Below are 19,833 nucleotides of genomic sequence, written 5' to 3' on the forward strand. Positions count from 1 at the left end.
GAGACCGGACAGATGCGGCCGGGGAATGCGGCCTGCTGCGGTCGCACCCGGCACGGACGCCCGGTGGTCTGAGCTGATTCTCAAACCGCCCTCGTCATGCTGTCCAATGATGATCCGGCATAGTCACTATGCTTGGCCGGCATGAGCGGCGCGATAACCTCCGACGGACTCCTCGACCCCGGCCTGCTGCGCTCCTTCGCTGCCGTGGCCGAGGTCGGCTCGGTCTCCGAGGCCGCCCGCGTGCTGGGCGTCGTGCAGCCGGCGCTGAGCCGGCAGCTGCAGCGGCTGGAACGCCAGAGCGGTCTCGAACTGTTCGACCGTTCCGCGGGCCGTCTGGTCCTGACCCCCACCGGCGCGGCCTTTCGAGAGATCGCCGAGCAGCTGCTGCAGCAGCACCGGGCCGCCGCCTCGGCGGTGCGGATCCTCGCCGCCGGCCGGCTCACCGAGTTCAGCCTGGCCTCGCCCGGCACCACCCTCATCGACGTGGTCATCCCGTTCGTCGCGACCCTCGGCCGCGACGATCCGAGGGCGCGCGTGGCCGAAACCCAGCTCGACGACTCGCTCATCGACGCGGTGCGTCACCACGACCTCGTCGTGATGCCCTCCGCCCCGCACGACGACGTCGCCTCACTGCCGCTGGCCATGCTGCCTGTGTGGGCCTACGTGGCCCCGGGGCACCGGTGGGCGCCGCGGGCCGACGCCGATGGGGCGGTCGCGCTCACCGAGCTGGCCGAAGAGCCCCTCACCCTGCCGGCACGCAGTTTCAAAGCCCGCCGTGTGCTCGACGGCGCCTTCGAGGTTGCCGGTTTGGGCCCGTGCGCCGTCACCGAGGCGAACTCCGGCCGCGTCGCCCAAGCTCTTGTGGCGACCGGCGCCGGCGCGGCGGTCGTCACGGAGGACCCGGCCTTCGACCTGGTGCCGCTGCGCATCACCACTGGCGACGGCCCGCTCTCCGTCACCCTGCACGCGGCCTGGCGGCCCGACCACTACGCCGCCGAGCAGATCGCCGCGATGGCCGCCCGGCTGCAGGGGTTCGTGCGTCGCCGCTATCTCGACTGAGGCGCGCGCACGGCGCTCGCGGCGATGAGCACCACCAGACCCGCTGCGGGCAGCACCCACAGGCCCGCGGCCAGGCCGGCCGCATCAGCGAGGGCGCCCACGAGCGGGGGAGCGGCCAGGAACCCGAACCGCATCAGCCAGGCCACCGCCGTCAGCCCGACGCCCGGTGCCAGGCCGGGCAGCTCGTCCGCCTGGTGCATGGCCACCGGGACGAGGGTGGCCACGCCGTAGCCGACGGCCGTGAAGCCCAGCAGCGTCGTCGGGATCGAGGGCACCAGCAGCGCGAGGCTCATGCCCAGCGTCAGCACCGCGCCGCCGCAGCGCAGCACCGCCCGCGGCCCGAGCCGGTCGATCTGTCGGTCGCCCAGCAGGCGCCCGAGGAACTGCGCCGCCACGACGAGCGTGAACCCGAGGGCCGCCAGAGAGGCGTCCGCGCCCAGGTCCCGGTGCAGGTAGAGGGCGGACCACGAGTTCGCCAGGTCCTCTCCCACGGCGCCGCACACCGTCAGCAGGCCGAAGGCGGCCAGCAGCAGGAGGGTTCTCGCCGAAGGTCTGGTGCGTGTGGACGTCGCTGTCTCGTCGGCGGAGTCCGATTCGGCGTCGCGCTCGCCAGAGTTCGGCAGCGCGCCGGCGCAGGCCCACGCGGCCAGGGCCGTCAACAGCGTTCCGCTCAGCGTCAGCTGCCAGCCCAGCGGAAGTCCGACGGCGATCGACGCGGCCGCCACCAGGCCGCCCGCCACGGCTCCGAGGGACCACACGGCGTGCATCGTCGAGATGATCGACCGGCCGAATGCCCGCTGCACGCGCAATGCGTGCGCGTTCTGCGCGACGTCCACGAGAGAGTCGGCCACACCCACGACGAACAGGGCCGCAGCGAAGCTGACCACGCCCGTCGGACGTGGCCACGGGGCCGCGACGAGGGGACAGAGGCCAGCGGCCAGCACCGCAAGGGCCATGACGGCGGTCCCAACGGCCGCCAGTCGCGCCTCGCCCATGCGGCGGATCAGCGCGGGGGCCGCTGATCCGGCGGTCAGCGCGCCGACGGGCACGGCGGCCAGGGCGAGGCCGAAGGCGCCGTCGCTGACGCCGAGTGCGGCCTTCACTTCGGGCAGGCGCGGCAACAGGCACGCCATCAGGGCGCCGTTGGTCAGGAAGAATACGGAGCCGGCGATGCGGGCACGGCGCAGTCGGGCCTCCGGGCCGACCGTGTGGTCGCAGCGGTGTCTCACGTGTTTACCGTAGGGCACCGGGCCGGCACCGGCGGACGCCCGGACTCGCCCGGGGCGGGCGATGGTTTGGCGCCTGGCGCGCCGGAGCGCGTACCGTTTCCCTGTACCGGGGCGTTTCGTCGCGCCCCGTTCGCCGGTCCCGTGCGTGCGCGCGGGCCGTCCCACCCTGAGAGGAACGAACCGCCATGTCGTGCACCCGCCCGTTGTCTGCGTCGCGTCGTCGCTGGGGCACCGTGACGGGATCGGCCGCGCTGATCCTCTCGCTCGGACTCACCGGGTGCACCGCGAACAAGGGCGGCACCATCGACGAGGCCGATCCGAGCACCTACGCCGACGGCGTGATTCTCAAGCCCTCCGAGTCCTCGTCCGCTGACCGCGGCAAGGACATCGCGTTCGCCAGCGGGATGATCCGCAATCACCAGCAGGCCGTCGAGTACTCGCGGATTCTGCTGGACAAGGAGGACGTGGACGAGGACGCTCGCCGCGTCGCCCAGGACATCGTGGACCATCACCCGGGCGTCGTTGATGAGCTCACGGGCATGCTCGAGGACTGGGGTGTGGAGTCGACTGAGGAGGCCGAGCAGTCGGCTGAGGCGACCCCCAGTGCGAGCGCCGGCCCGGGGGCTGCGGCCGCGGGGCCGTCCGCGGATGAGGAGGCCATGGCCGCGGCGCAGGACGCCGCTGAGGACCGCCGCAGCGGCCTGCTGACCTCGGAGGAGCGTCAGGCGCTCGAGACCGCCGAGGGGGAGGACGCCGGGCGCATCTACCTGCTGCAGATGCAGCGCCTGCACTACGGCGCCGTGATGATCGCCGGCACCGAGGTCGACGAAGGCGAAGACGACGAAGCGAAGACCCGGGCCAAGCAGTTGCGGGACAAGTACAAGCAGGACATCGAGGACATGCAGTCCCAGCTCGGCGATGACAAGGTCGTCAGCGGAGGCAGCTTCGACAAGGACGTGCCGGAGAACGCGCCGAAGTCCATCGACAACACCGACGAGAACTGGCAGAGGAAGCTCAACCAGCGCCTCGACGGGAACGACCAGGTCGGGCAGACCGACGGCGATGACAGCCCCGACGACGGTGACAAGCCCGAGGACGCGGACTCGGCCGAGACCCGGGGAGAGAACGGCGACGACGGCGGTCAGTCCGACAGCTCGTCCTCGCCCGACTCGGAGCAGTCGCCCGCCACCCCGTCGCCCTCGGGAGACTCGGCCGCGCCGTCCCCGTCGCGCTGACCGAGAGCGGTCACAGCAGGACGTCCACGGTCGACGTCGCGGCCTGTGCGCTGGGCGCCGCGGTGTCCTCGGGTCGAACGCACACGGGCGGCCCCTCTCCGCAGAGGGGCCGCCCGTGTGCGTGTGCGAGGGGATCTGGCGGCCGTGTGTTCGTGTGGTGTTCACCCGAGCGTGGCGGTTCTGAGACCGGATCGTGAGCGCACCGATATCGAATTCTTCTTCTGTCGAATGATGGCTGAACGTAGCCTGGGGCACAGATGGTGAAAGAGGGGATCTTCGGATCTGAAACATCTTCGCGGAGCGTCGTGACACGCGGCGCGCGCACCTTCGAATGATTTCGACACGAGATTGAGGAAGCCGCATCATGACCATGAAGACCTCGACCTTCTCCCGTTTCTCCCTCGCCCTGACGGGCTCCGCTCTGCTGGCCGTCGGCACCGCCGCCGGCGCCTCGGCCGTCGAACCTGCGCCGCAGTACACTGGCAGCTCGGACGTGTGGGGCTGCTTCGCGGGCACTAACGCCACGACGGACGGGCCCTTCTCGGATGGGGCGGAGAACTTCTTCGTTCTCAGTGCCCTTCAGAAGGACGGCGGCATCGCCGAGGATCGCATCGAGGTGCGCGGCAGCTATGACGACGGCACGATCGTCGACGTCCCGATCGACTTCACCGTGAGCGGTGGCGCTGTGTCGCTCAAGGGCGCGGACGTCTACGACGCCGTCATCGGTGCCGGGGCACAGGATCAGCCGGCGAAGCTGACCGTCGAGGTGCTCGTGGACGGCAAGATCGAGGCCTCCCATGTGCTGGTCGCGCAGTCGGCGGAGCAGGGCGAGGACCAGGGGCCGGATTCCTTCCGCGGCTGCGGTGACGATGCCGCTCGTGGCATGGTGCCCTCGGGCTGGCGTGTCAGCGAGGACGGCGCGCCGGTGGGGGTCGCTGTGGCTGATGAGGGCGTCGAGGTCGTCGCGGGCCCTGCCCACGGCAGCGTCGAGAAGGAGGAAGGCACGAACGCGCAGTACGTCTATACCCCGGAGCCGGGTTTCACGGGTGTCGATACGCTCACCTTCGAGTACGTCAACGAGGACGGTGACCTGGTGCGCAAGGTCGTGCTCGTCGACGCGATCTCCTCCGCTGAGGGCCTGGAGCTGGGCGGCCTTTCCGACAACTACGTGATCACGGGCAAGGATCTGGACGGCAACCCCCTGCCGGCGGACTGGCAGTGGATCACCGTGCCCGCCGAGGAGCTGGGTGCGGATGAGGTGCCCGTGGAGGACGAGGTCCCGGCGGAGGACGAGAAGCCGTCCGAGGACACCCCGGCCGAGGACGGCGACGAGCACGAGGTGCCGGAGAAGGTCGAGACCGGCGCCGCGCCGACCTCGCCGTGGCTGCTGGGCGTCGGCGCCTTGGGTGCGGCCGGTGTCGCCGGCGTGGCCGCGCGTCGCGCAGCGCGGACCCGCTGATCACCGCGATCATCGACGATGCGTCGCTGCGCCGACGCATCGCGCGGGCGGCTCGTCCTGCGGGGCGGGCCGCCCGTTCTCTGTCTTCTGTCCTGCGGCCGGGGTCTGACGTGGTGGGACGGGCCGCGCAGCGTGGCACACTCCAGAGAACGTGAGTATCGCGCATCGGCGCGACGGACACGAAGGAACCGAACCGAGATGAGCATCGAGGCAGTCAGGGCCAGCGCACGACGAACGACGACGACGGCAGCCCTGTGCCTCGCACTGGGTCTGGGCGGGCTCACGGCCTGTGCCGAGGAGGAACCGGCTCCCATTCAGGCCCCGCCCTCGGCCGGCCCGTCCTCGCCGGAGCCGAGGTCCGCGGGCTCGAGTGCGAGCGAGTCGACCTCCGGCGCATCGGACTCGGCCGAGCAGAACCCCACCGAGGCGGGCAAAAGCGCGGACGGGGCGGGCGCTGCCGGGGATTCCGGCGGCGCTGCGGCGTCGACGTCGGAGGACGCATCGGCCACGGCAGCTGCCTCCTCGTCCTCCACTCCCGCGTCCTCTTCGTCCGCTGCCGCGTCGGAGATGCCCGAGCAGATCGAGGCGGCCCCGACCTTCATCGCCGCCTATCGCGGTCAGGAGCAGGTGATCGGCGGGAAGATCGTGCCCACGCAGACCAACGAGGACGGCGTGATCTTCCCCGAGGAGATGACCGTCGGCTGGTACGGGCCGCCGCAGTGGGGCACCACGCCCGGCGAGCTGTCGTCCCACCCTGGTGTGCTCGCCGCGCACGTCACCAACCGTGACGGCGGCAAGGACCTCTTCTACAACCTCGAGCGCCTCAAGGCGGGTGACCGAGTCGAGATCTCCTACGACGACGGCACGACGGCCGTGTTCGAGGTGGACAAGGACGCCGTCTCGGTCGACAAGGGCGCCCTGACGGGCGAGCCCGAGCACCGCTGGGCGTGGGAGCTCGACGAGCCGGGGCGGAAGGTCACGCTCATTACGTGCGATCTGGGCTCGCAGACCGGCTTCGGCCCCGATGTGGCCAACAACTGGGTGGTGCAGGCCACCCGGGTGAGCTGAAGTCCGACGTCCCGCCCACATGTAGTGGTCGGCCGCGCCGGACACGCCGAGACGCGCCGGGCTCCAGATGACCCCGAGGCCCTGTGCACATGTGCGCGGGGCCTCTGCCGCGCCTGTGGACAGAGCGCGTTGGCGGGGCGGTGATCGGCATGGTCGCGCCAGAGCTGCGGTGCGGGGCGTGTGGACGGGGTGTGGAGACAGTGTGAACACCGAATGACATGTGTGTAAGCACTACATCTAGGGATGCTCGCCCCAATCGGTCACCAGATGTAGTATCGACGCCGAACGAAGAGAACACCCCTTGCGACGCTGCCGCGAGGGGCGGTCTGCGCCCGAGAGGGCGGGCCGAACGAGTGTTTAGGGGAACTCCAGATGACCGTCACCGTGTACACCAAGCCGGCCTGCGTCCAGTGCAACGCCACCTACCGCGCCCTGGACAAGCGGGGCATCGCCTACAAGTCCGTGGACATGTCCCAGGACCCGGAGGCCCTTGAGCGCGTGCGTGCCCTCGGCTACATGCAGGCTCCCGTCGTGATGACCGAGTCCGACTCCTGGTCGGGATTCCGCCCGGACAAGATCGCCCAGCTCGCTGACGCCGCCGCGAGCTCCGTCGCCTGAGCGTCCGGGGGAGTCGTTGACGGCGGTCACCGCTGACCCGCAGCACATCCGCTCGGCCGAGGCCCAGGGCCTGAGACCGACGGCCGCGCGGCTGATCTACTTCTCCTCCGCCTCCGGGTACACCGACCGCTTCGTCGGCAAGCTCGGCCTCCCCGACGGCGAGGCCGCGCGTCTTCCCCTGCTGACGAAGGATCGGACCCTGCAGGCCACCGAGCCCTACGTGCTGCTCACCCCCACCTACGGCGGGGGAGACGGGAACGGGGCCGTGCCGAAGCAGGTCATCAAGTTCCTCAACGTCGCGGGCAACCGCGAGTTGATCCGAGGCGTGATCGCCTCCGGCAACACCAACTTCAACGAGGGCTATTGCCTGGCCGGGTACATCATCGCCCGCAAATGCCAGGTGCCCCTGATGTACAAGTTCGAACTGATGGGCACGCCCGACGACGTGCTCCGGGTCCGTGAAGGACTGGAAGGATTGTGGAGATGACCGTCACCGAACACGAGCTGAACCAGCAGGCCAAGCACCTGCCGCCCGAATGGCAGGGCCTGGGCTACCACGAGCTCAACGCCATGCTGAACCTGTACTCGGCGGACGGGAAGATCCAGTTCGAGGCCGATCGCGCCGCCGCCCGGCAGTATTTCCTGCAGCACGTCAACAACAACACCGTCTTCTTCCACGACCTCGAAGAGAAGCTGACGTACCTGTGGGAGAACGACTACTACGAGCGCGAGACGTTCGACCAGTACCCGTTCGAGTTCATCCGCTCGCTCTTCGACCGCGCGTACAAGGCCAAGTTCCGCTTCCCGACCTTCCTGGGCGCGTTCAAGTTCTACACCTCCTACGCGCTGAAGACGTTCGACGGCAAGCGCTACCTCGAGCGCTACGAGGACCGCGTCGCCGTCGTGGCCCTGCACCTGGCCGAGGGCGACACCACGCTGGCCGAACACCTGGTCGACGAGATCGTCGGCGGCCGTTTTCAGCCGGCCACCCCGACGTTCCTGAACGCCGGCAAGAAACAGCGCGGCGAGCTGGTCTCCTGCTTCCTGCTGCGCATCGAGGACAACATGGAGTCGATCGCCCGCGGCATCAACTCCGCCCTGCAGCTGTCCAAGCGTGGCGGCGGCGTCGCCCTGTCGCTGACGAACATCCGCGAGCACGGCGCCCCGATCAAGCAGATCGAGAACCAGTCCTCCGGCGTCATCCCCGTGATGAAGCTGCTCGAGGACTCCTTCTCCTACGCGAACCAGCTGGGCGCGCGCCAGGGGGCCGGCGCCGTGTACCTGCACGCGCACCACCCGGACATCCACCGTTTCCTCGACACCAAGCGCGAGAACGCGGACGAGAAGATCCGCATCAAGACCCTCTCGCTGGGCGTCGTCATCCCGGACATCACCTTCCAGCTGGCCAAGCGCAACGAGGACATGTACCTGTTCTCGCCCTACGACGTGGAACGGGTCTACGGCAAGGCCTTCACCGAGATCTCGGTGACGGAGAAGTACTACGAGATGGTCGACGACGCGCGGATCAAGAAGACCAAGATCAACGCGCGCGAGTTCTTCCAGACCCTCGCCGAGATCCAGTTCGAGTCCGGCTACCCGTACGTGGTGTTCGAGGACACCGTGAACGCCGCCAACCCGATCGACGGCCGGATCACGATGTCCAACCTGTGCTCCGAGATCCTCCAGGTCTCCGAAGCCTCGGAGTTCCACGAGGACCTCACCTACGAGCACGTGGGTGAGGACATCTCCTGCAACCTCGGCTCGATGAACATCGCCAAGACGATGGACTCGCCGGACTTCGGCCTGTCGATCGAGACCGCGATCCGCGGCCTGACCGCCGTGTCGACCATGTCGAACATCGAGTCCGTGCCGTCCATCGCGAAGGGCAACGATGCGTCCCACGCGATCGGCCTGGGCCAGATGAACCTGCACGGCTACCTCGCCCGCGAGCACATCCACTACGGGTCCGAGGAAGGCATCGACTTCACGAACATGTACTTCTACGCGGTGCTGTACCACGCGCTGCGGGCCTCGAACCGCCTGGCGATCGAGCGGAACCAGCGCTTCGGCGGGTTCGAGCGTTCGGACTACGCCTCCGGCGTGTTCTTCGACAAGTACACCGAACAGGAGTGGAAGCCGGCCACCGAGCGCGTCGCCGCGCTCTTCGCGGACGCCGGGATCACCCTGCCCACCCAGGACGACTGGCGTGAGCTCAAGGCCTCGGTGATGGAGCACGGCATCTTCAACCGGAACCTGCAGGCGGTGCCGCCGACGGGCTCGATCTCCTACATCAACAACTCGACCTCCTCGATCCACCCGGTGGCCTCGAAGATCGAGATCCGCAAGGAGGGCAAGCTCGGTCGCGTCTACTACCCGGCGCCGTACCTGACGAACGAGAACCTCGAGTACTACGAGGACGCGTACGAGATCGGCTACGAGAAGATCATCGACACCTACGCGGCCGCGACCCAGCACGTGGACCAGGGCCTGTCCCTGACGCTGTTCTTCAAGGACACCGCCACCACGCGTGACCTGAACAAGGCGCAGATCTACGCGTGGAAGAAGGGGATCAAGACGATCTACTACATCCGCCTGCGTCAGCTCGCCCTCGAGGGCACCGAGGTCGAGGGCTGCGTGAGCTGCATGCTCTGAGCCGGGCCCGCCCCTTTCGCGTCGAGTCGGAGGCCCCTCGCTCAGCCCACACGGGCTGAGCGAGGGGCCTCCGGTTCTGTGCCGGCGCGACCGCGCTGAGGGCGACGGCCGAGCGCCGGGGCAAGATCCTCGAATAGGACATGGGCGCGAGGCGGTTCGCGCGCATGTCGACGAGTGGAGCTGGCCCCGCTGACGCAACCGCCTGTCCGGGGCCAGACTGCACGGCGTATGTTCACCGCTCGCCCCCGGGGCGGGTCCATCAGCGGAAACGGACGGCATCGGGCTGAGCCGGGCCGATCCGGCCAGCCCCGTCGCTTGAGTCCACTGCGGTGCACATGCTGATCACGGGGTCGAGGTCGCGGGGGAGTCTTGTCCAGATGTTCTCGGCGCCGACGCGCAGCGCCACCGCCATCACCGTGGACGCGGAGCGCCCGCTCTTATTCCCGGTGGCGGGGGAGACAAGCCCCACTGGCCGGCCGCCCGCAGGGGTTCTCGATTCCGTCGATGCCCCGATCTAGACTGGCCGTCATCCGCGCGGAGGCCGCCCCTCGCCTCAGCCAGGGGACCCGGCACGCTCCCGGCCGGCACCGCGCATCCGCAATGCCCCGCTTCTCGTGATTGGACTGCCGTGTCTGAGACTTCCCAGAACCACCTCGTCGAGGCCATCAACTGGAACCGCATCCAGGACGAGAAGGACGTCGAGGTGTGGAACCGCCTCACGAACAACTTCTGGCTGCCGGAAAAGGTGCCGCTGTCCAACGACATTCAGTCGTGGAACAACCTCACCGACGAGGAACGCCTGCTCTCGATGCGCGTGTTCACCGGCCTGACCCTGCTGGACACCATCCAGGGCACCGTCGGCGCCGTCTCGCTGATCCCGGACTCCATGACCCCGCACGAGGAGGCCGTCTACACGAACATCGCGTTCATGGAGTCGGTGCACGCGAAGTCCTACTCCTCGATCTTCTCCACCCTGGCCTCCACCAAGGAGATCGACGAGGCGTTCCGCTGGTCGCGCGAAAACGTGAACCTGCAGCGCAAGGCCCAGCTCATCGTCGAGCGGTACGACGGCGAGGACCCGCTGAAGAAGAAGATCGCCTCGACGCTGCTCGAGTCCTTCCTGTTCTACTCCGGCTTCTACTGGCCGATGTACCTGTCCAGCCACGCCCGCCTGACGAACACGGCCGACCTGATCCGCCTGATCATCCGCGACGAGGCCGTGCACGGCTACTACATCGGTTACAAGTACCAGCGGAACCTCGAGAACCTGCCGGAGGAGCGCCGTGAGGAGCTGAAGGCCTTCACCTTCGAGTTGCTCTTCGAGCTCTACGAGAACGAAGCCGAGTACACCCACGCCCTCTACGACCCGGTGGGTCTGGCCGAGGACGTCAAGAAGTTCCTGCACTACAACGCCAACAAGGCCCTGATGAACCTGGGCTATGAGGCGATGTTCCCGTCGGAGACGGCCAACGTGAACCCCGCCATCCTCTCGGCGCTGTCCCCGAACTCGGACGAGAACCACGACTTCTTCTCCGGTTCCGGCTCCTCGTACGTCATCGGCACGGCCGAGAACACCGAGGACGAGGACTGGGACTTCTGATCCCGCTCACATGAGCGTCGGATCACCGGCCGGCTCACTCCCGCGGGGGAGGGGCCGGCCGTGTGCGTGCGTGTGTCCTTCGCCTCCTCGCGCTCCTAACGCCTCCGACGACGTCCGGGCGCCAGCCCGGGCCCGCCGTCGACCGGGCGGCGCTGAATGTCGCAGTGTGACACGCCGCTGCCACTGCCCGGCTATGCTGGGCACCAGCTTCCAGAGAAGCGGCTTCGGTCCCGGAACCCGGGACCACGTGGTCCGACAACGAGCCGCTCGCCAACCCCATGCTTCACGGGTGGTAGAGGACCGAGAAGCGGCCTGACTCCGTCGGCCCCGTCTGCAGGGCGCAGCCGACGATTGGAGCTCGGGCAAGAGCAACGGCGAAAGGACTCTCGGGCCTGTTCCCAGGCCCACCTGCTCCGGCACCGGCACGCCCTGCCTCGCCGCCGTGCCCGGACCCCGCCCCGCACATGCCCCCGACGCCCCGCCCACCCGTGGCGTGCCCGGCGTCGCCCGCAGCCGAAGGAGACCGTCGTGTCCCACATTCCCTCTTCCGCCTCCGCCCTGACCCGTCGCTCGTTCGGCGGCCTGTCCCTGGCCGCCGTCGGCGCGTTCGCCCTGACCGCCTGCAACTCGCAGGCGGACGACGGTAAGGGTGGCGGCAACACCGTGCGCGTTGGCGTCGTCAACGAGAACGAAGTGCACCGCAAGCTCGTCGAGGTCGCCAAGCAGAAGCACGGCATCGAGGTGAAGCTCGTCGCCTTCACCGACTACACGCAGCCGAACCCGGCGTTGACCAACAACGACGTGGACCTGAACTGGTTCCAGCACATCGCTTACCTTGCCGACTACAACGAGGCCTCCGGTGAGGACCTGACGATGATCGGCACCACCGAGATCATCCCGCTTCCGCTCTACTCCAAGAAGCGTCAGTCCGTCGAGGAGTTCGAGAAGGGCGACACGGTCGCCGTGCCGAACGACACCGTGAACCAGGGCCGTGCCCTGAACGTGCTCGCGAACGCCGGCCTGATCACGCTGAAGTCCGAGTCGCTGCGCCCGGAGATCCGCGACGTCGACGAAGCCGCCTCGACGGTGAAGGTCCAGGCCGTCTCCGCGGAGCAGACCGTCAACGCCCTGGAGTCGGTGGCCGGCGCCGTCATCAACAACACGTACTCGGCCGACGCGGGCCTGGACCCGAAGACCGCCCTCACCGAGGACGACCCGAAGGACGAGGCCGCTCGCCCCTTCGTCAACGGTTTCGCCGTGCGCACGAAGGACAAGGACAACGAGACCTACAAGAAGGTCGCGGCGCTGTACCACGACGAGGCCGTGCTGGCCGAGTCGGCAAAGCTCAGCAAGGACACGTCGGTGGCTGTCGAGCTCTCCGAGAAGGAGATCAAGGACGTGCTGACGAAGTACCAGGACGCGATCGCCGCGGAAGGGAACTGATCCATGGCAGCAGCCCACACAGCCGCCGGCGAGCCCGTCATCGTCTTCGACTCCGTCAGCCGTGAGTTCGGCGGCAAGGGTCGGGTCGTCAGGGCCGTCGACGACGTCAGCCTCACCGTGCATCGCGGCGAGGTGTTCGGCGTCATCGGGTTCTCCGGGGCCGGCAAGTCCACGCTGATCCGCATGATCAACGGCCTGGAGAAGCCCACCTCCGGCACCGTGACGGTGCTGGGCCAGCAGGTCTCCCACCTGTCCGAGGCGAAGCTGCGACCGTTGCGCACTCGCATCGGCATGGTGTTCCAGCAGTTCAATCTGATGACCAGCCGCACTGTGGCCGGGAACGTGAACTACGCCCTCGCCACGGCGGGGTGGCCGCGGGCCACACGCAAGGCTCGGGTGGCTGAGCTGCTGGACTTCGTCGGGCTCGCCGACAAGGCCCGCCACTACCCGGAGCAGCTCTCCGGCGGGCAGAAGCAGCGTGTGGGCATCGCCCGCGCACTGGCGGCGGAACCGGAGGTGCTGCTCGCCGACGAGGCGACCTCCGCCCTCGACCCCTCCACCACCGGCGAGGTTCTCTCCGTGCTGCGCCGCGTGAACGAGGAGCTGGGGGTCACGATCGTGGCCATCACGCATGAGATGGAGGTCATCCGGTCGATCGCCGACCGCGTCGCTGTGATGGATTCCGGCCGCATCGTCGAGTCCGGGCCCGTCTATGACCTGTTCTCCAACCCCGAGCACGCCGAGGGGGCCGCCTCGTTCGTCGCGACGGCCCTGAAAGACCGGCCGAACCGGGAGGAGGCGGCCCGCATCCGAGCCCGGACCGGGGGGCGGCTGGTCACGGTCTCGCTCAAGGACTCCGCGGCCGTCGGCCGGGTCCTGGGCCACGCCGCCGGCTACGGCGTCGAGTTCGAGATCGTTCACGGCGGGATGTCCGCGACGAAGGACTCGTCGTACGGAGTGCTCACCGTTGCGCTGAACGGCGATGAGCAGTCCGTGCAGCGATTCATCGAGAACCTGGGCGCGGCGGGCGCTCTCAAGGAGGTGGCCGCATGATCGAGGGCCTGAAGAACCTGGACTGGGGCTACTACGGCCCCGAGCTCATCACGGCCATGGGCGACACCCTCTACATGGTGTTCTGGTCGTTCCTCATCGGTGGGGCCATCGGCCTGCTCATCGCGTTGGTGCTCTACACGACGCGAGCCGGCGGCATCTTCGAGAACAAGCTGATCTACCACGCCATGAACTTCGTGGTGAACCTGATCCGCCCGATCCCGTTCGTCATCCTCATCGCGGCGCTGCAGCCGCTGACCATCAAGGTCGTGGGCTCTGGCATCGGCAACACCGCCGTCGTGTTCTGCATGATCTGGGCCTCGACGTTCGCGATCGCCCGCATCGTCGAGCAGAACCTCGTCTCGGTGGACCGGGGCGTCATCGAGGCCGCCCGGGCCATGGGCGCCTCCCGCATGCGGATCATCGGGACGGTCGTGCTGCCCGAGGCCCTGGGCCCGTTGATCCTCGGGTACACGTTCGTCATCATCGCGCTGGTGGACATGTCGGCTCTGGCCGGCATCATCGGCGGCGGCGGCATCGGCAACTTCGCGATCACCGAGGGGTACAACCGTTTCCGCCCCGAGGTGACGTGGCTCGCCGTGATCGTCGTGATCGTGTTCGTCCAGGCCCTGCAGATCCTGGGCAACTTCACCGCGCGCAAGGTCATGCGGCGCTGAGCGCACACGTGCCGCGCGCGGCCTGAGGCGAGCAGGCGAGAAAGGGGATCGGGGCAGACCCGGTCCCCTTTCGTCGTTCGCCGTCGTGACCGGTCGCTCGATGGCGACGCCGTCCCGACCGCGGCGCCGGTGTGATGTGTGCCATAGTCCGCGCGGGTGGCACACTGGTGTGCCATGACGACACCCCAGATCAGCCCCCGAGAGGAGGCCGTCGCAGCCGAGCCGTCGGCGTACTTCGTGCGTCTCGGCGAGCCGGTGGTCGACGACGGCGTCCGCCACACCCGGGTGCGCTCCACGGTGCACGCCCAGGGCGCGTGGCGGGCCGAGGAGATGCACATGGCCGCGGTCTCCGGCCTGCTGGTGCACGAGATCGTCCAGCATGAGCCGACGCCGCAGCTGCGCATCGCGCGGCTCTCGTACGACATCCTCGGCACCCTCTGGGCCGGGGAGCTCGAGGTGCGCACCCGGACCGTGCGCCCGGGCCGCACGATCGAGCTGGTCGAGTCTGAACTGACGGCCCGGGGACGCGCCGTGGTGGTCGCTCGTGCCTGGCGGTTGGCCACCACCGACACCGCCGGCCACGCACAGCACACGGACGCGCCCCTTACCCCGCGCGCGGACTGTGCCGGCCAGAACCCCCTGGACTCCTGGGACGGCGGGTTCCTGCGCAGCCTGCGCGGCGTCGCGGCCGACGACCATGCCCCCGGTCGGGGACGGGTGTGGCTGAGCACCGACGTGGAGATGGTGGAGGGCGAGCCCACTGAGGATCTGACCCGCCTGATCGGACTGGCCGACACGGCGAACGGCATCGCTCCGGTGCTCGACCCTGCACCCGGCGGCTGGTTCTTCCCGAACGTGGACCTGCAGATCCACCTCTTCCGAGCCCCGTCCGGCTCCTGGCTCGGCGTGTCCAGCCAGGTGAGCGTCGGCGCCGACGGGGTGGGGCTGACCTCGAGCGTGCTCCATGACGAGGCCGGGCCCTTCGCACATGCCGAGCAGACCCTCACGGTGCGGCCATGGCCCCGGGGCTGATCCTGCCCGAGGACGGGGCCGTCGGCTTTGAGGCCAGCCCCGCTGAGATGCTGCGCTGGTGCCGCCAGCGGACGAGCCGGGGCGCCGCACAGGACCTGGACTGGGCCATGGACCGTCTGCACGAATTCCGTGTGCACGCCGCCGCAGGGGAGCACCACGCCGATGTACTGCGTGTCTACGTCCCCGAGCCGACCGTCGCTTTCGGCCAGCGTGACACCCGTCTGCCCGGGTACGAACGGGCCGTGGACGCCGTCCGCGCGCAGGGATTCACCCCCGTCACCCGTCGGGCCGGGGGACGCGCCGCGGCCTATCACCACGGCTGCGTCGTCGTGGACCACCTGGCTCTTGAACCGGACGCGGCCATCGCCCAGCAGCAGCGGTTCGCACAGTTCGCGGATCTGTTCGTCGACGCCTTCGCCCGGATGGACGTGCCCGCATCCGTCGGGCAAATTCCTGGCGAGTACTGCCCCGGTGAGTTCTCCGTTCAGGGCGCCGCCCCCCAGTTCCCGGTGAAGCTGGCCGGCTCCGCGCAGCGCGTCGTCAAGGGCGCGTGGCTGTTCTCCACCCATGTCGTCGTGCAGGACGCCCTGCCGCTGCAGGCCGTGCTGACCGACGTATACCAGGCCCTGGAGATGCCGATGGATCCGCGCACCGTCGGCGCCGCGGATCAGGTGCAGGCCGGGGCGGAGGTCGAGACGTTCATCGAGGCGCTGCACGGCGCCTACACGGCGTGGGCGATGGAACGCGGGCGGGTGCTCGTCGAGGAACACGTCTGACGATCCCACGCAGACGCGAGCCCGCCCCGAGGTCATCCCCCGGGGCGGGCTCATCGCCGGTGGTGCTCAGTGGCCGCGGGCGATCCACTCCTGCAGGTGGGGTGACTCGTCCCCGATCCGAGTCGACGGACCGTGGCCGGTGTGCACGACCGTGTCTTCAGGCAGGCCGAGCAGACGCTCGCGGATGGACTCGATGATCGTGTCGAAGCTCGAGTAGGAACGCCCGGTCGCGCCCGGCCCACCCTGGAACAGGGTGTCGCCGGAGAACACGACGCCCGTGGGCCGGCCGTCCTCATCCTGCTCGCCCAGGGCCGGCGCGTAGAAGCACACCGAGCCGGGCGAGTGACCGGGAGTGTGGCGGATCTCCAGCTGGATGCCGGCGACCCGGAACGTGTCCCCGTCCTGGACGGCCCCGTCCGGCGCCGTGTCGGGGAACACCGCGTCCCACAGCATGCGGTCCTCGGGGTGCAGGAGCACGGGGGCGTCCACCAGCTGCCGGAACTGCTGCGCCTGGCGGATGTGGTCGTCGTGGCCGTGGGTCAGCAGGATCGCCAGCACCTGACGACCGCCCACCGCCTTCCAGACGGCCTGCGCGTCGTGCGCCGGATCGATCACGACGCACTCCTCGGCGTCGCCGACGATCCAGACGTTGTTCTCGACCTGGTGGGTCTCACCGTCGAGGGAGAAGGTCCCGGAGGTCTCGAGGTGATCGATGCGCGCCGCCATCACAGGGTCACCACTGAACGCAGCACGGTGCCGGCCTTCATGGTCTCGAAGGCCTCGTTCAGCTGGTCCAGCGAGACCGTCTCGGTCACGAACTCATCCAACGGCAGTCGACCCAGCCGGTACTGGTCGACGAGCATCGGGAAGTCTCGCTCCGGCAGGCAGTCGCCGTACCAGGAGGACTTCAGCGCTCCGCCGCGGCCGAAGACGTCCAGCAGCGGCAGCTCGAGCTTCATCTCCGGGGTGGGCACACCCACCAGCACGACGCGGCCGGCCAGGTCGCGGGCGTAGAACGCCTGCTCGTAGGTCTCCGGGCGGCCGACGGCGTCGATCACCACGTCCGCGCCGAAACCGTCGGTGGCCTCACGGATGGCCTCCACCGCGTCCTGCTCCTTCGAGTTCACGGTGACGGTGGCGCCGAGCTGTTCGGCCTTGGCGAGCTTCTGACCATCGATGTCCACCGCGATGATGGTCGTCGCCCCGGCTAGCTTGGCGCCGGCGACAGCGGCCACGCCGACGCCGCCGCAGCCGATCACGGCCACGGACTCGCCGCGCTTGACCTCACCGGTATTGATGGCGGCACCGATGCCGGCCATGATCCCGCAGCCCAGCAGGCCGACGGCGGCCTTCTTCTCGGTCGACTCGGCGCCCTCGACCTTGGTGCACTGCCCGGCGTGCACGAGCGTCTTCTCCGCGAACGCGCCGATGCCCAGGGCCGGCTCCAGCTCCGTGCCGTCCTCCAGGGTCATCTTCTGGGCGGCGTTGTGGGTGTCGAAGCAGTACTTCGGCTCGCCCTTCTTGCATGCACGGCACTCGCCGCACACGGCCCGCCAGTTCAGGATCACCGTGTCGCCGACGGCGACGTGCTCGACGCCCTCGCCGACGGCCGTGACGGTGCCCGTGGCCTCATGGCCCAGCAGGTACGGGTAGTCGTCGCCGATCCCGCCCTGCACATAGTGCAGGTCCGTGTGGCATACACCGCACGTGTCGACGTCCACGACGGCCTCGCCCGGACCGGGGTCGGGCACGACGATCGTCACCAGCTCCACCGGGGCGTTCTTCTCGCGGGCGATAACGCCCGTCACCTTCTGGGACACGGGGTCTCCTTTCGCTGTGGTGGGGACCGACCCGGCGCCGAGGCCGCGTGAACGCGGCCGTGGGGAGGCGTGGGACGGCCTGCTCACAACCCATCCCATCACAGGCTCCCGGAAAGGTGCGAGAGACTGGGTGCATGTGCGGACGGTATGTGATGGCGCGTGCGAGCGCCGACTTGGTGGCCGGCGGCGGCGCCGAGCCCACCCGACTCGAGCTGACCCCGAACTGGAACATCGCGCCGACTGCCCGCGTGCCGATCCTCGTCGAGCTGTTCGACGGCCAGGACGCCGGCGGCGGCACGCACCGTGAGCTGCATCTGGCCCGGTGGGGGCTGGTGCCGCCGTGGGCGACGGATCTGTCGGTCGGCTCCCGCGCGTTCAACGCCCGCTCGGAGACGGTCGTCTCCAAACCGACCTTCCGCTCGGCCGTGCGTTCGCGTCGCTGCGCCGTCCCTGCCGACGGCTACTACGAATGGCGCTCGCCCGAGCCCGGTGCGATAGGTCCGGACGGCCGTGCGGCCCGCAAGCAGCCCTGGTACGTGCACCCCGCGGCCGAGGAGGCCGGGCCGATCTGGTTCGCCGGACTGTACGAGTGGTGGAAGGACGCCGAGGCCGACGCCAGCGGCCATGACGCCTGGGTGCTCTCCACGACCATCCTGACGACCGCCGCGCCGGACCCGGCGGCAGATGAGCCTGACGGGCACGATGAGGGCGACACTGCGCTCGCCGAGCTCGGTCGATTGCACGACCGGCTGCCGATCGGCCTGGACACGGCGACGATGGAAGCGTGGCTGGCGCCGGGCAGGCTCAGCGGTGCCGACGAGGCCGCGGCGCTGGTCGAGCGGGTTCGGGCCCAGGCCCACGAGACCGCCCGGGGTTGGCGGATGCGCCCGGCCGACCCGGCCGTCGGCAACGTCCGGAACAACGGCCCGCAGCTGATCCGCGGCCCCCGGGAACGCCAGGAACCCCTGCTGTGAGCGCGACCCCCGGCCCGGCTGCGAGCGCACCGCGGACGCCCGAGGCGGAGGATGACGCGCCGTCCACGCTGGAGCGCCGTCAGGTGCTGCTCTACGCGGCGGCCTCGGCGCTGGGCGTGTGCCTGGGCCTGGCCGCCCCCGCCGTCCGCCCCGCGGCCGAGGTGCTGCTGTGGCCCGCTCTGGTCGGGCTGATGTTCGCCACGTTCGCCCAGACGCCGCTGGCCCGCGTGCGACGGGCCGGGCGCGATCGCGGCTGGCTCATCAGCGCGCTGGTGGCGAACTTCGTGCTCGTCCCGGTGCTCGTCGCCTGCCTGGTCTGCCTCGTGGGCCTGGCCGGCACCCTGCTCCACGGCTCAGAGCAGGACGCCCGGGCGCTCTCGCTCGGGCTGCTGCTGGTCTTGCTCGTGCCCTGCACCGACTGGTTCCTCACATTCGTGCACCTGGCCCGCGGGGACCGGGCCGCCGCAGCCGTCATCACGCCGGTGAACCTCGTCGTCCAGGTGATTGCCCTGCCGGCGTGGCTCGCGCTGCTGGGCGCGCCGTGGCTGCTGGGCGTCGAGACGCCGCTGGTGGATCCCGCCGTCGTGCTCGCCGGGGCGGGCGTCGTGCTGCTGCCGCTGGTCGCGGTCACGATGCTCGGGTCGCGGCTGGACACTCCGATGCGAGGCGGTGTGCCGCTCGTCAGCGCGGGGGAGAGCGGCCGCGCCTGGCTGGCCCGCTGGCCCATCCCGGCGCTCGCCGTCGTCGTGCTGCTGGTCGGCGCGGCGCGGGGACCGGACGTGCTCAAGGCCTCGGGAGTGTTGTGGCTGGGAGCACTCGCGTGCGTGCTCTACCTGGCTGCGGCCGTGCTGATCGGGACGGTCGTCGCGGACATCGCCGATCTGTCCGAAGAACAGCGCCGGAGCCTGGTCTGCACGGTGGGCACCCGCAACTCCTTCGTCGTGTTGCCGATGGCCGTCGCGCTGCCGGCCGGCTGGGAGGTCGCGGCGGCGGTCATCGTCGTGCAGTCCCTCGTCGAGCTGGTGGGCATGGGCGTCGTGGTGCGGTGGCTGCGCGGCGGCGGTCAACCCGCGTGAAATTGATGTTCACATCGCGGTTCGCTGCCGGGCACGGGGCGGACACCGTCGGTGCCTAGCATCGG

The 19,833-nt window shown here is 69.5% G+C and carries 19 protein-coding genes; 15 read left to right on the forward strand and 4 right to left on the reverse strand.

Features of this window, described 5'->3' with window-relative positions; translation table 11 throughout:
* The first annotated feature begins 141 nt into the window (after positions 1-141).
* Positions 142-1,059, forward strand: coding sequence for a LysR family transcriptional regulator (locus HDA30_RS03245; protein ID WP_184241087.1), 918 nt, complete (start codon positions 142-144; stop codon positions 1,057-1,059).
* Here the strand turns inward: HDA30_RS03245 and HDA30_RS03250 are convergent.
* Entirely contained in the window at positions 1,047-2,288 is a 1,242-nt protein-coding gene (locus HDA30_RS03250) for an MFS transporter (RefSeq protein ID WP_343059288.1), read from the reverse strand. The two genes, HDA30_RS03245 and HDA30_RS03250, sit on opposite strands and share 13 nt — an antisense overlap.
* A 185-nt stretch (positions 2,289-2,473) precedes the next feature.
* On the opposite strand from HDA30_RS03250, the gene HDA30_RS03255 reads away from it, so the two are divergent.
* Both HDA30_RS03255 and HDA30_RS03260 read left to right on the forward strand, forming a co-directional pair.
* Positions 2,474-3,523, forward strand: coding sequence for a DUF305 domain-containing protein (locus HDA30_RS03255; protein WP_158495800.1), 1,050 nt, complete (start codon positions 2,474-2,476; stop codon positions 3,521-3,523).
* A gap of 364 nt (positions 3,524-3,887) precedes the next feature.
* Positions 3,888-4,982, forward strand: coding sequence for an Ig-like domain-containing protein (locus HDA30_RS03260; RefSeq protein WP_184241088.1), 1,095 nt, complete (start codon positions 3,888-3,890; stop codon positions 4,980-4,982).
* Between the two features lie 314 nt (positions 4,983-5,296).
* On the opposite strand, the gene HDA30_RS03265 is transcribed toward HDA30_RS03260, so the two are convergent.
* Entirely contained in the window at positions 5,297-5,584 is a 288-nt protein-coding gene (locus HDA30_RS03265) for a hypothetical protein (protein ID WP_158495803.1), read from the reverse strand.
* On the opposite strand from HDA30_RS03265, the gene HDA30_RS03270 reads away from it, so the two are divergent.
* The 10 genes from HDA30_RS03270 to HDA30_RS03315 all read left to right on the forward strand — a co-directional run bounded on the left by HDA30_RS03270 (position 5,550) and on the right by HDA30_RS03315 (position 15,898).
* The gene (locus tag HDA30_RS03270; protein ID WP_158495804.1) at positions 5,550-6,050 is read left to right on the forward strand and encodes a class F sortase; all 501 of its coding nucleotides are present in this window, start codon (positions 5,550-5,552) and stop codon (positions 6,048-6,050) included. The genes HDA30_RS03265 and HDA30_RS03270 overlap by 35 nt on opposite strands.
* A gap of 372 nt (positions 6,051-6,422) precedes the next feature.
* Positions 6,423-6,668 carry a glutaredoxin-like protein NrdH gene (gene nrdH, locus HDA30_RS03275; RefSeq protein ID WP_158495805.1) on the forward strand — a complete coding sequence of 82 codons (246 nt, stop codon included), beginning with the start codon at positions 6,423-6,425 and terminating at the stop codon, positions 6,666-6,668.
* Positions 6,669-6,684: 16 nt separating this feature from the next.
* Positions 6,685-7,155: a class Ib ribonucleoside-diphosphate reductase assembly flavoprotein NrdI gene (gene nrdI / locus HDA30_RS03280; protein WP_158495806.1), complete on the forward strand. Its 471-nt coding sequence runs from the start codon at positions 6,685-6,687 to the stop codon at positions 7,153-7,155.
* Positions 7,152-9,320: a class 1b ribonucleoside-diphosphate reductase subunit alpha gene (gene nrdE / locus HDA30_RS03285; protein WP_184241089.1), complete on the forward strand. Its 2,169-nt coding sequence runs from the start codon at positions 7,152-7,154 to the stop codon at positions 9,318-9,320. The genes nrdI and nrdE overlap by 4 nt, the downstream gene beginning before the upstream one ends.
* A 628-nt stretch (positions 9,321-9,948) precedes the next feature.
* Entirely contained in the window at positions 9,949-10,920 is a 972-nt protein-coding gene (gene nrdF / locus HDA30_RS03290; protein ID WP_184241090.1) for a class 1b ribonucleoside-diphosphate reductase subunit beta, read from the forward strand.
* Between the two features lie 528 nt (positions 10,921-11,448).
* On the forward strand, positions 11,449-12,363 hold the full coding sequence (locus tag HDA30_RS03295) for a MetQ/NlpA family ABC transporter substrate-binding protein (protein ID WP_288817822.1): 915 nt from the start codon (positions 11,449-11,451) through the stop codon (positions 12,361-12,363).
* A gap of 3 nt (positions 12,364-12,366) precedes the next feature.
* A complete protein-coding gene (locus tag HDA30_RS03300; RefSeq protein WP_158495809.1) occupies positions 12,367-13,416 on the forward strand; it encodes a methionine ABC transporter ATP-binding protein in 1,050 nt (349 codons plus the stop codon).
* The gene (locus tag HDA30_RS03305) at positions 13,413-14,090 is read left to right on the forward strand and encodes a methionine ABC transporter permease (protein WP_184241091.1); all 678 of its coding nucleotides are present in this window, start codon (positions 13,413-13,415) and stop codon (positions 14,088-14,090) included. The genes HDA30_RS03300 and HDA30_RS03305 overlap by 4 nt, the downstream gene beginning before the upstream one ends.
* 174 nt (positions 14,091-14,264) lie before the next feature.
* On the forward strand, positions 14,265-15,122 hold the full coding sequence (locus HDA30_RS03310) for a thioesterase family protein (RefSeq protein ID WP_184241092.1): 858 nt from the start codon (positions 14,265-14,267) through the stop codon (positions 15,120-15,122).
* Positions 15,107-15,898, forward strand: a complete 792-nt coding sequence (locus HDA30_RS03315; RefSeq protein WP_246418688.1) for a lipoate--protein ligase family protein — start codon at positions 15,107-15,109, stop codon at positions 15,896-15,898. The genes HDA30_RS03310 and HDA30_RS03315 overlap by 16 nt, the downstream gene beginning before the upstream one ends.
* A gap of 66 nt (positions 15,899-15,964) precedes the next feature.
* Here HDA30_RS03315 and HDA30_RS03320 read toward each other — a convergent pair whose 3' ends face one another.
* Positions 15,965-16,624 (reverse strand): MBL fold metallo-hydrolase, encoded by a 660-nt coding sequence (locus HDA30_RS03320; protein ID WP_158495812.1) that lies wholly within the window; start codon positions 16,622-16,624, stop codon positions 15,965-15,967.
* Positions 16,624-17,718 (reverse strand): S-(hydroxymethyl)mycothiol dehydrogenase, encoded by a 1,095-nt coding sequence (locus HDA30_RS03325; RefSeq protein ID WP_158495813.1) that lies wholly within the window; start codon positions 17,716-17,718, stop codon positions 16,624-16,626. The genes HDA30_RS03320 and HDA30_RS03325 overlap by 1 nt, the downstream gene beginning before the upstream one ends.
* Positions 17,719-17,870: 152 nt before the next feature.
* Between HDA30_RS03325 and HDA30_RS03330 the strand changes: the two genes are divergently transcribed.
* Both HDA30_RS03330 and HDA30_RS03335 read left to right on the forward strand, forming a co-directional pair.
* Positions 17,871-18,692: an SOS response-associated peptidase gene (locus HDA30_RS03330; RefSeq protein ID WP_343059289.1), complete on the forward strand. Its 822-nt coding sequence runs from the start codon at positions 17,871-17,873 to the stop codon at positions 18,690-18,692.
* A complete protein-coding gene (locus tag HDA30_RS03335; protein WP_158495815.1) occupies positions 18,689-19,768 on the forward strand; it encodes an arsenic resistance protein in 1,080 nt (359 codons plus the stop codon). The genes HDA30_RS03330 and HDA30_RS03335 overlap by 4 nt, the downstream gene beginning before the upstream one ends.
* Positions 19,769-19,833 lie beyond the last annotated feature (65 nt).

It is taken from the genome of Micrococcus cohnii (genome assembly GCF_014205175.1).
GTDB lineage: Bacteria > Actinomycetota > Actinomycetes > Actinomycetales > Micrococcaceae > Micrococcus > Micrococcus cohnii.

Coding starts and splice junctions, on each gene's coding strand:
- HDA30_RS03245 (WP_184241087.1), top strand. CDS start 142: ATGAGCGGCGCGATAACCTCCGACGGACTCCTCGACCCCGGCCTGCTG.
- HDA30_RS03255 (WP_158495800.1), top strand. CDS start 2,474: ATGTCGTGCACCCGCCCGTTGTCTGCGTCGCGTCGTCGCTGGGGCACC.
- HDA30_RS03260 (WP_184241088.1), top strand. CDS start 3,888: ATGACCATGAAGACCTCGACCTTCTCCCGTTTCTCCCTCGCCCTGACG.
- HDA30_RS03270 (WP_158495804.1), top strand. CDS start 5,550: ATGCCCGAGCAGATCGAGGCGGCCCCGACCTTCATCGCCGCCTATCGC.
- HDA30_RS03265 (WP_158495803.1), bottom strand. CDS start 5,584: ATGAAGGTCGGGGCCGCCTCGATCTGCTCGGGCATCTCCGACGCGGCA.
- nrdH (WP_158495805.1), top strand. CDS start 6,423: ATGACCGTCACCGTGTACACCAAGCCGGCCTGCGTCCAGTGCAACGCC.
- nrdE (WP_184241089.1), top strand. CDS start 7,152: ATGACCGTCACCGAACACGAGCTGAACCAGCAGGCCAAGCACCTGCCG.
- HDA30_RS03300 (WP_158495809.1), top strand. CDS start 12,367: ATGGCAGCAGCCCACACAGCCGCCGGCGAGCCCGTCATCGTCTTCGAC.
- HDA30_RS03305 (WP_184241091.1), top strand. CDS start 13,413: ATGATCGAGGGCCTGAAGAACCTGGACTGGGGCTACTACGGCCCCGAG.
- HDA30_RS03310 (WP_184241092.1), top strand. CDS start 14,265: ATGACGACACCCCAGATCAGCCCCCGAGAGGAGGCCGTCGCAGCCGAG.
- HDA30_RS03315 (WP_246418688.1), top strand. CDS start 15,107: ATGGCCCCGGGGCTGATCCTGCCCGAGGACGGGGCCGTCGGCTTTGAG.
- HDA30_RS03320 (WP_158495812.1), bottom strand. CDS start 16,624: ATGGCGGCGCGCATCGATCACCTCGAGACCTCCGGGACCTTCTCCCTC.
- HDA30_RS03330 (WP_343059289.1), top strand. CDS start 17,871: ATGGCGCGTGCGAGCGCCGACTTGGTGGCCGGCGGCGGCGCCGAGCCC.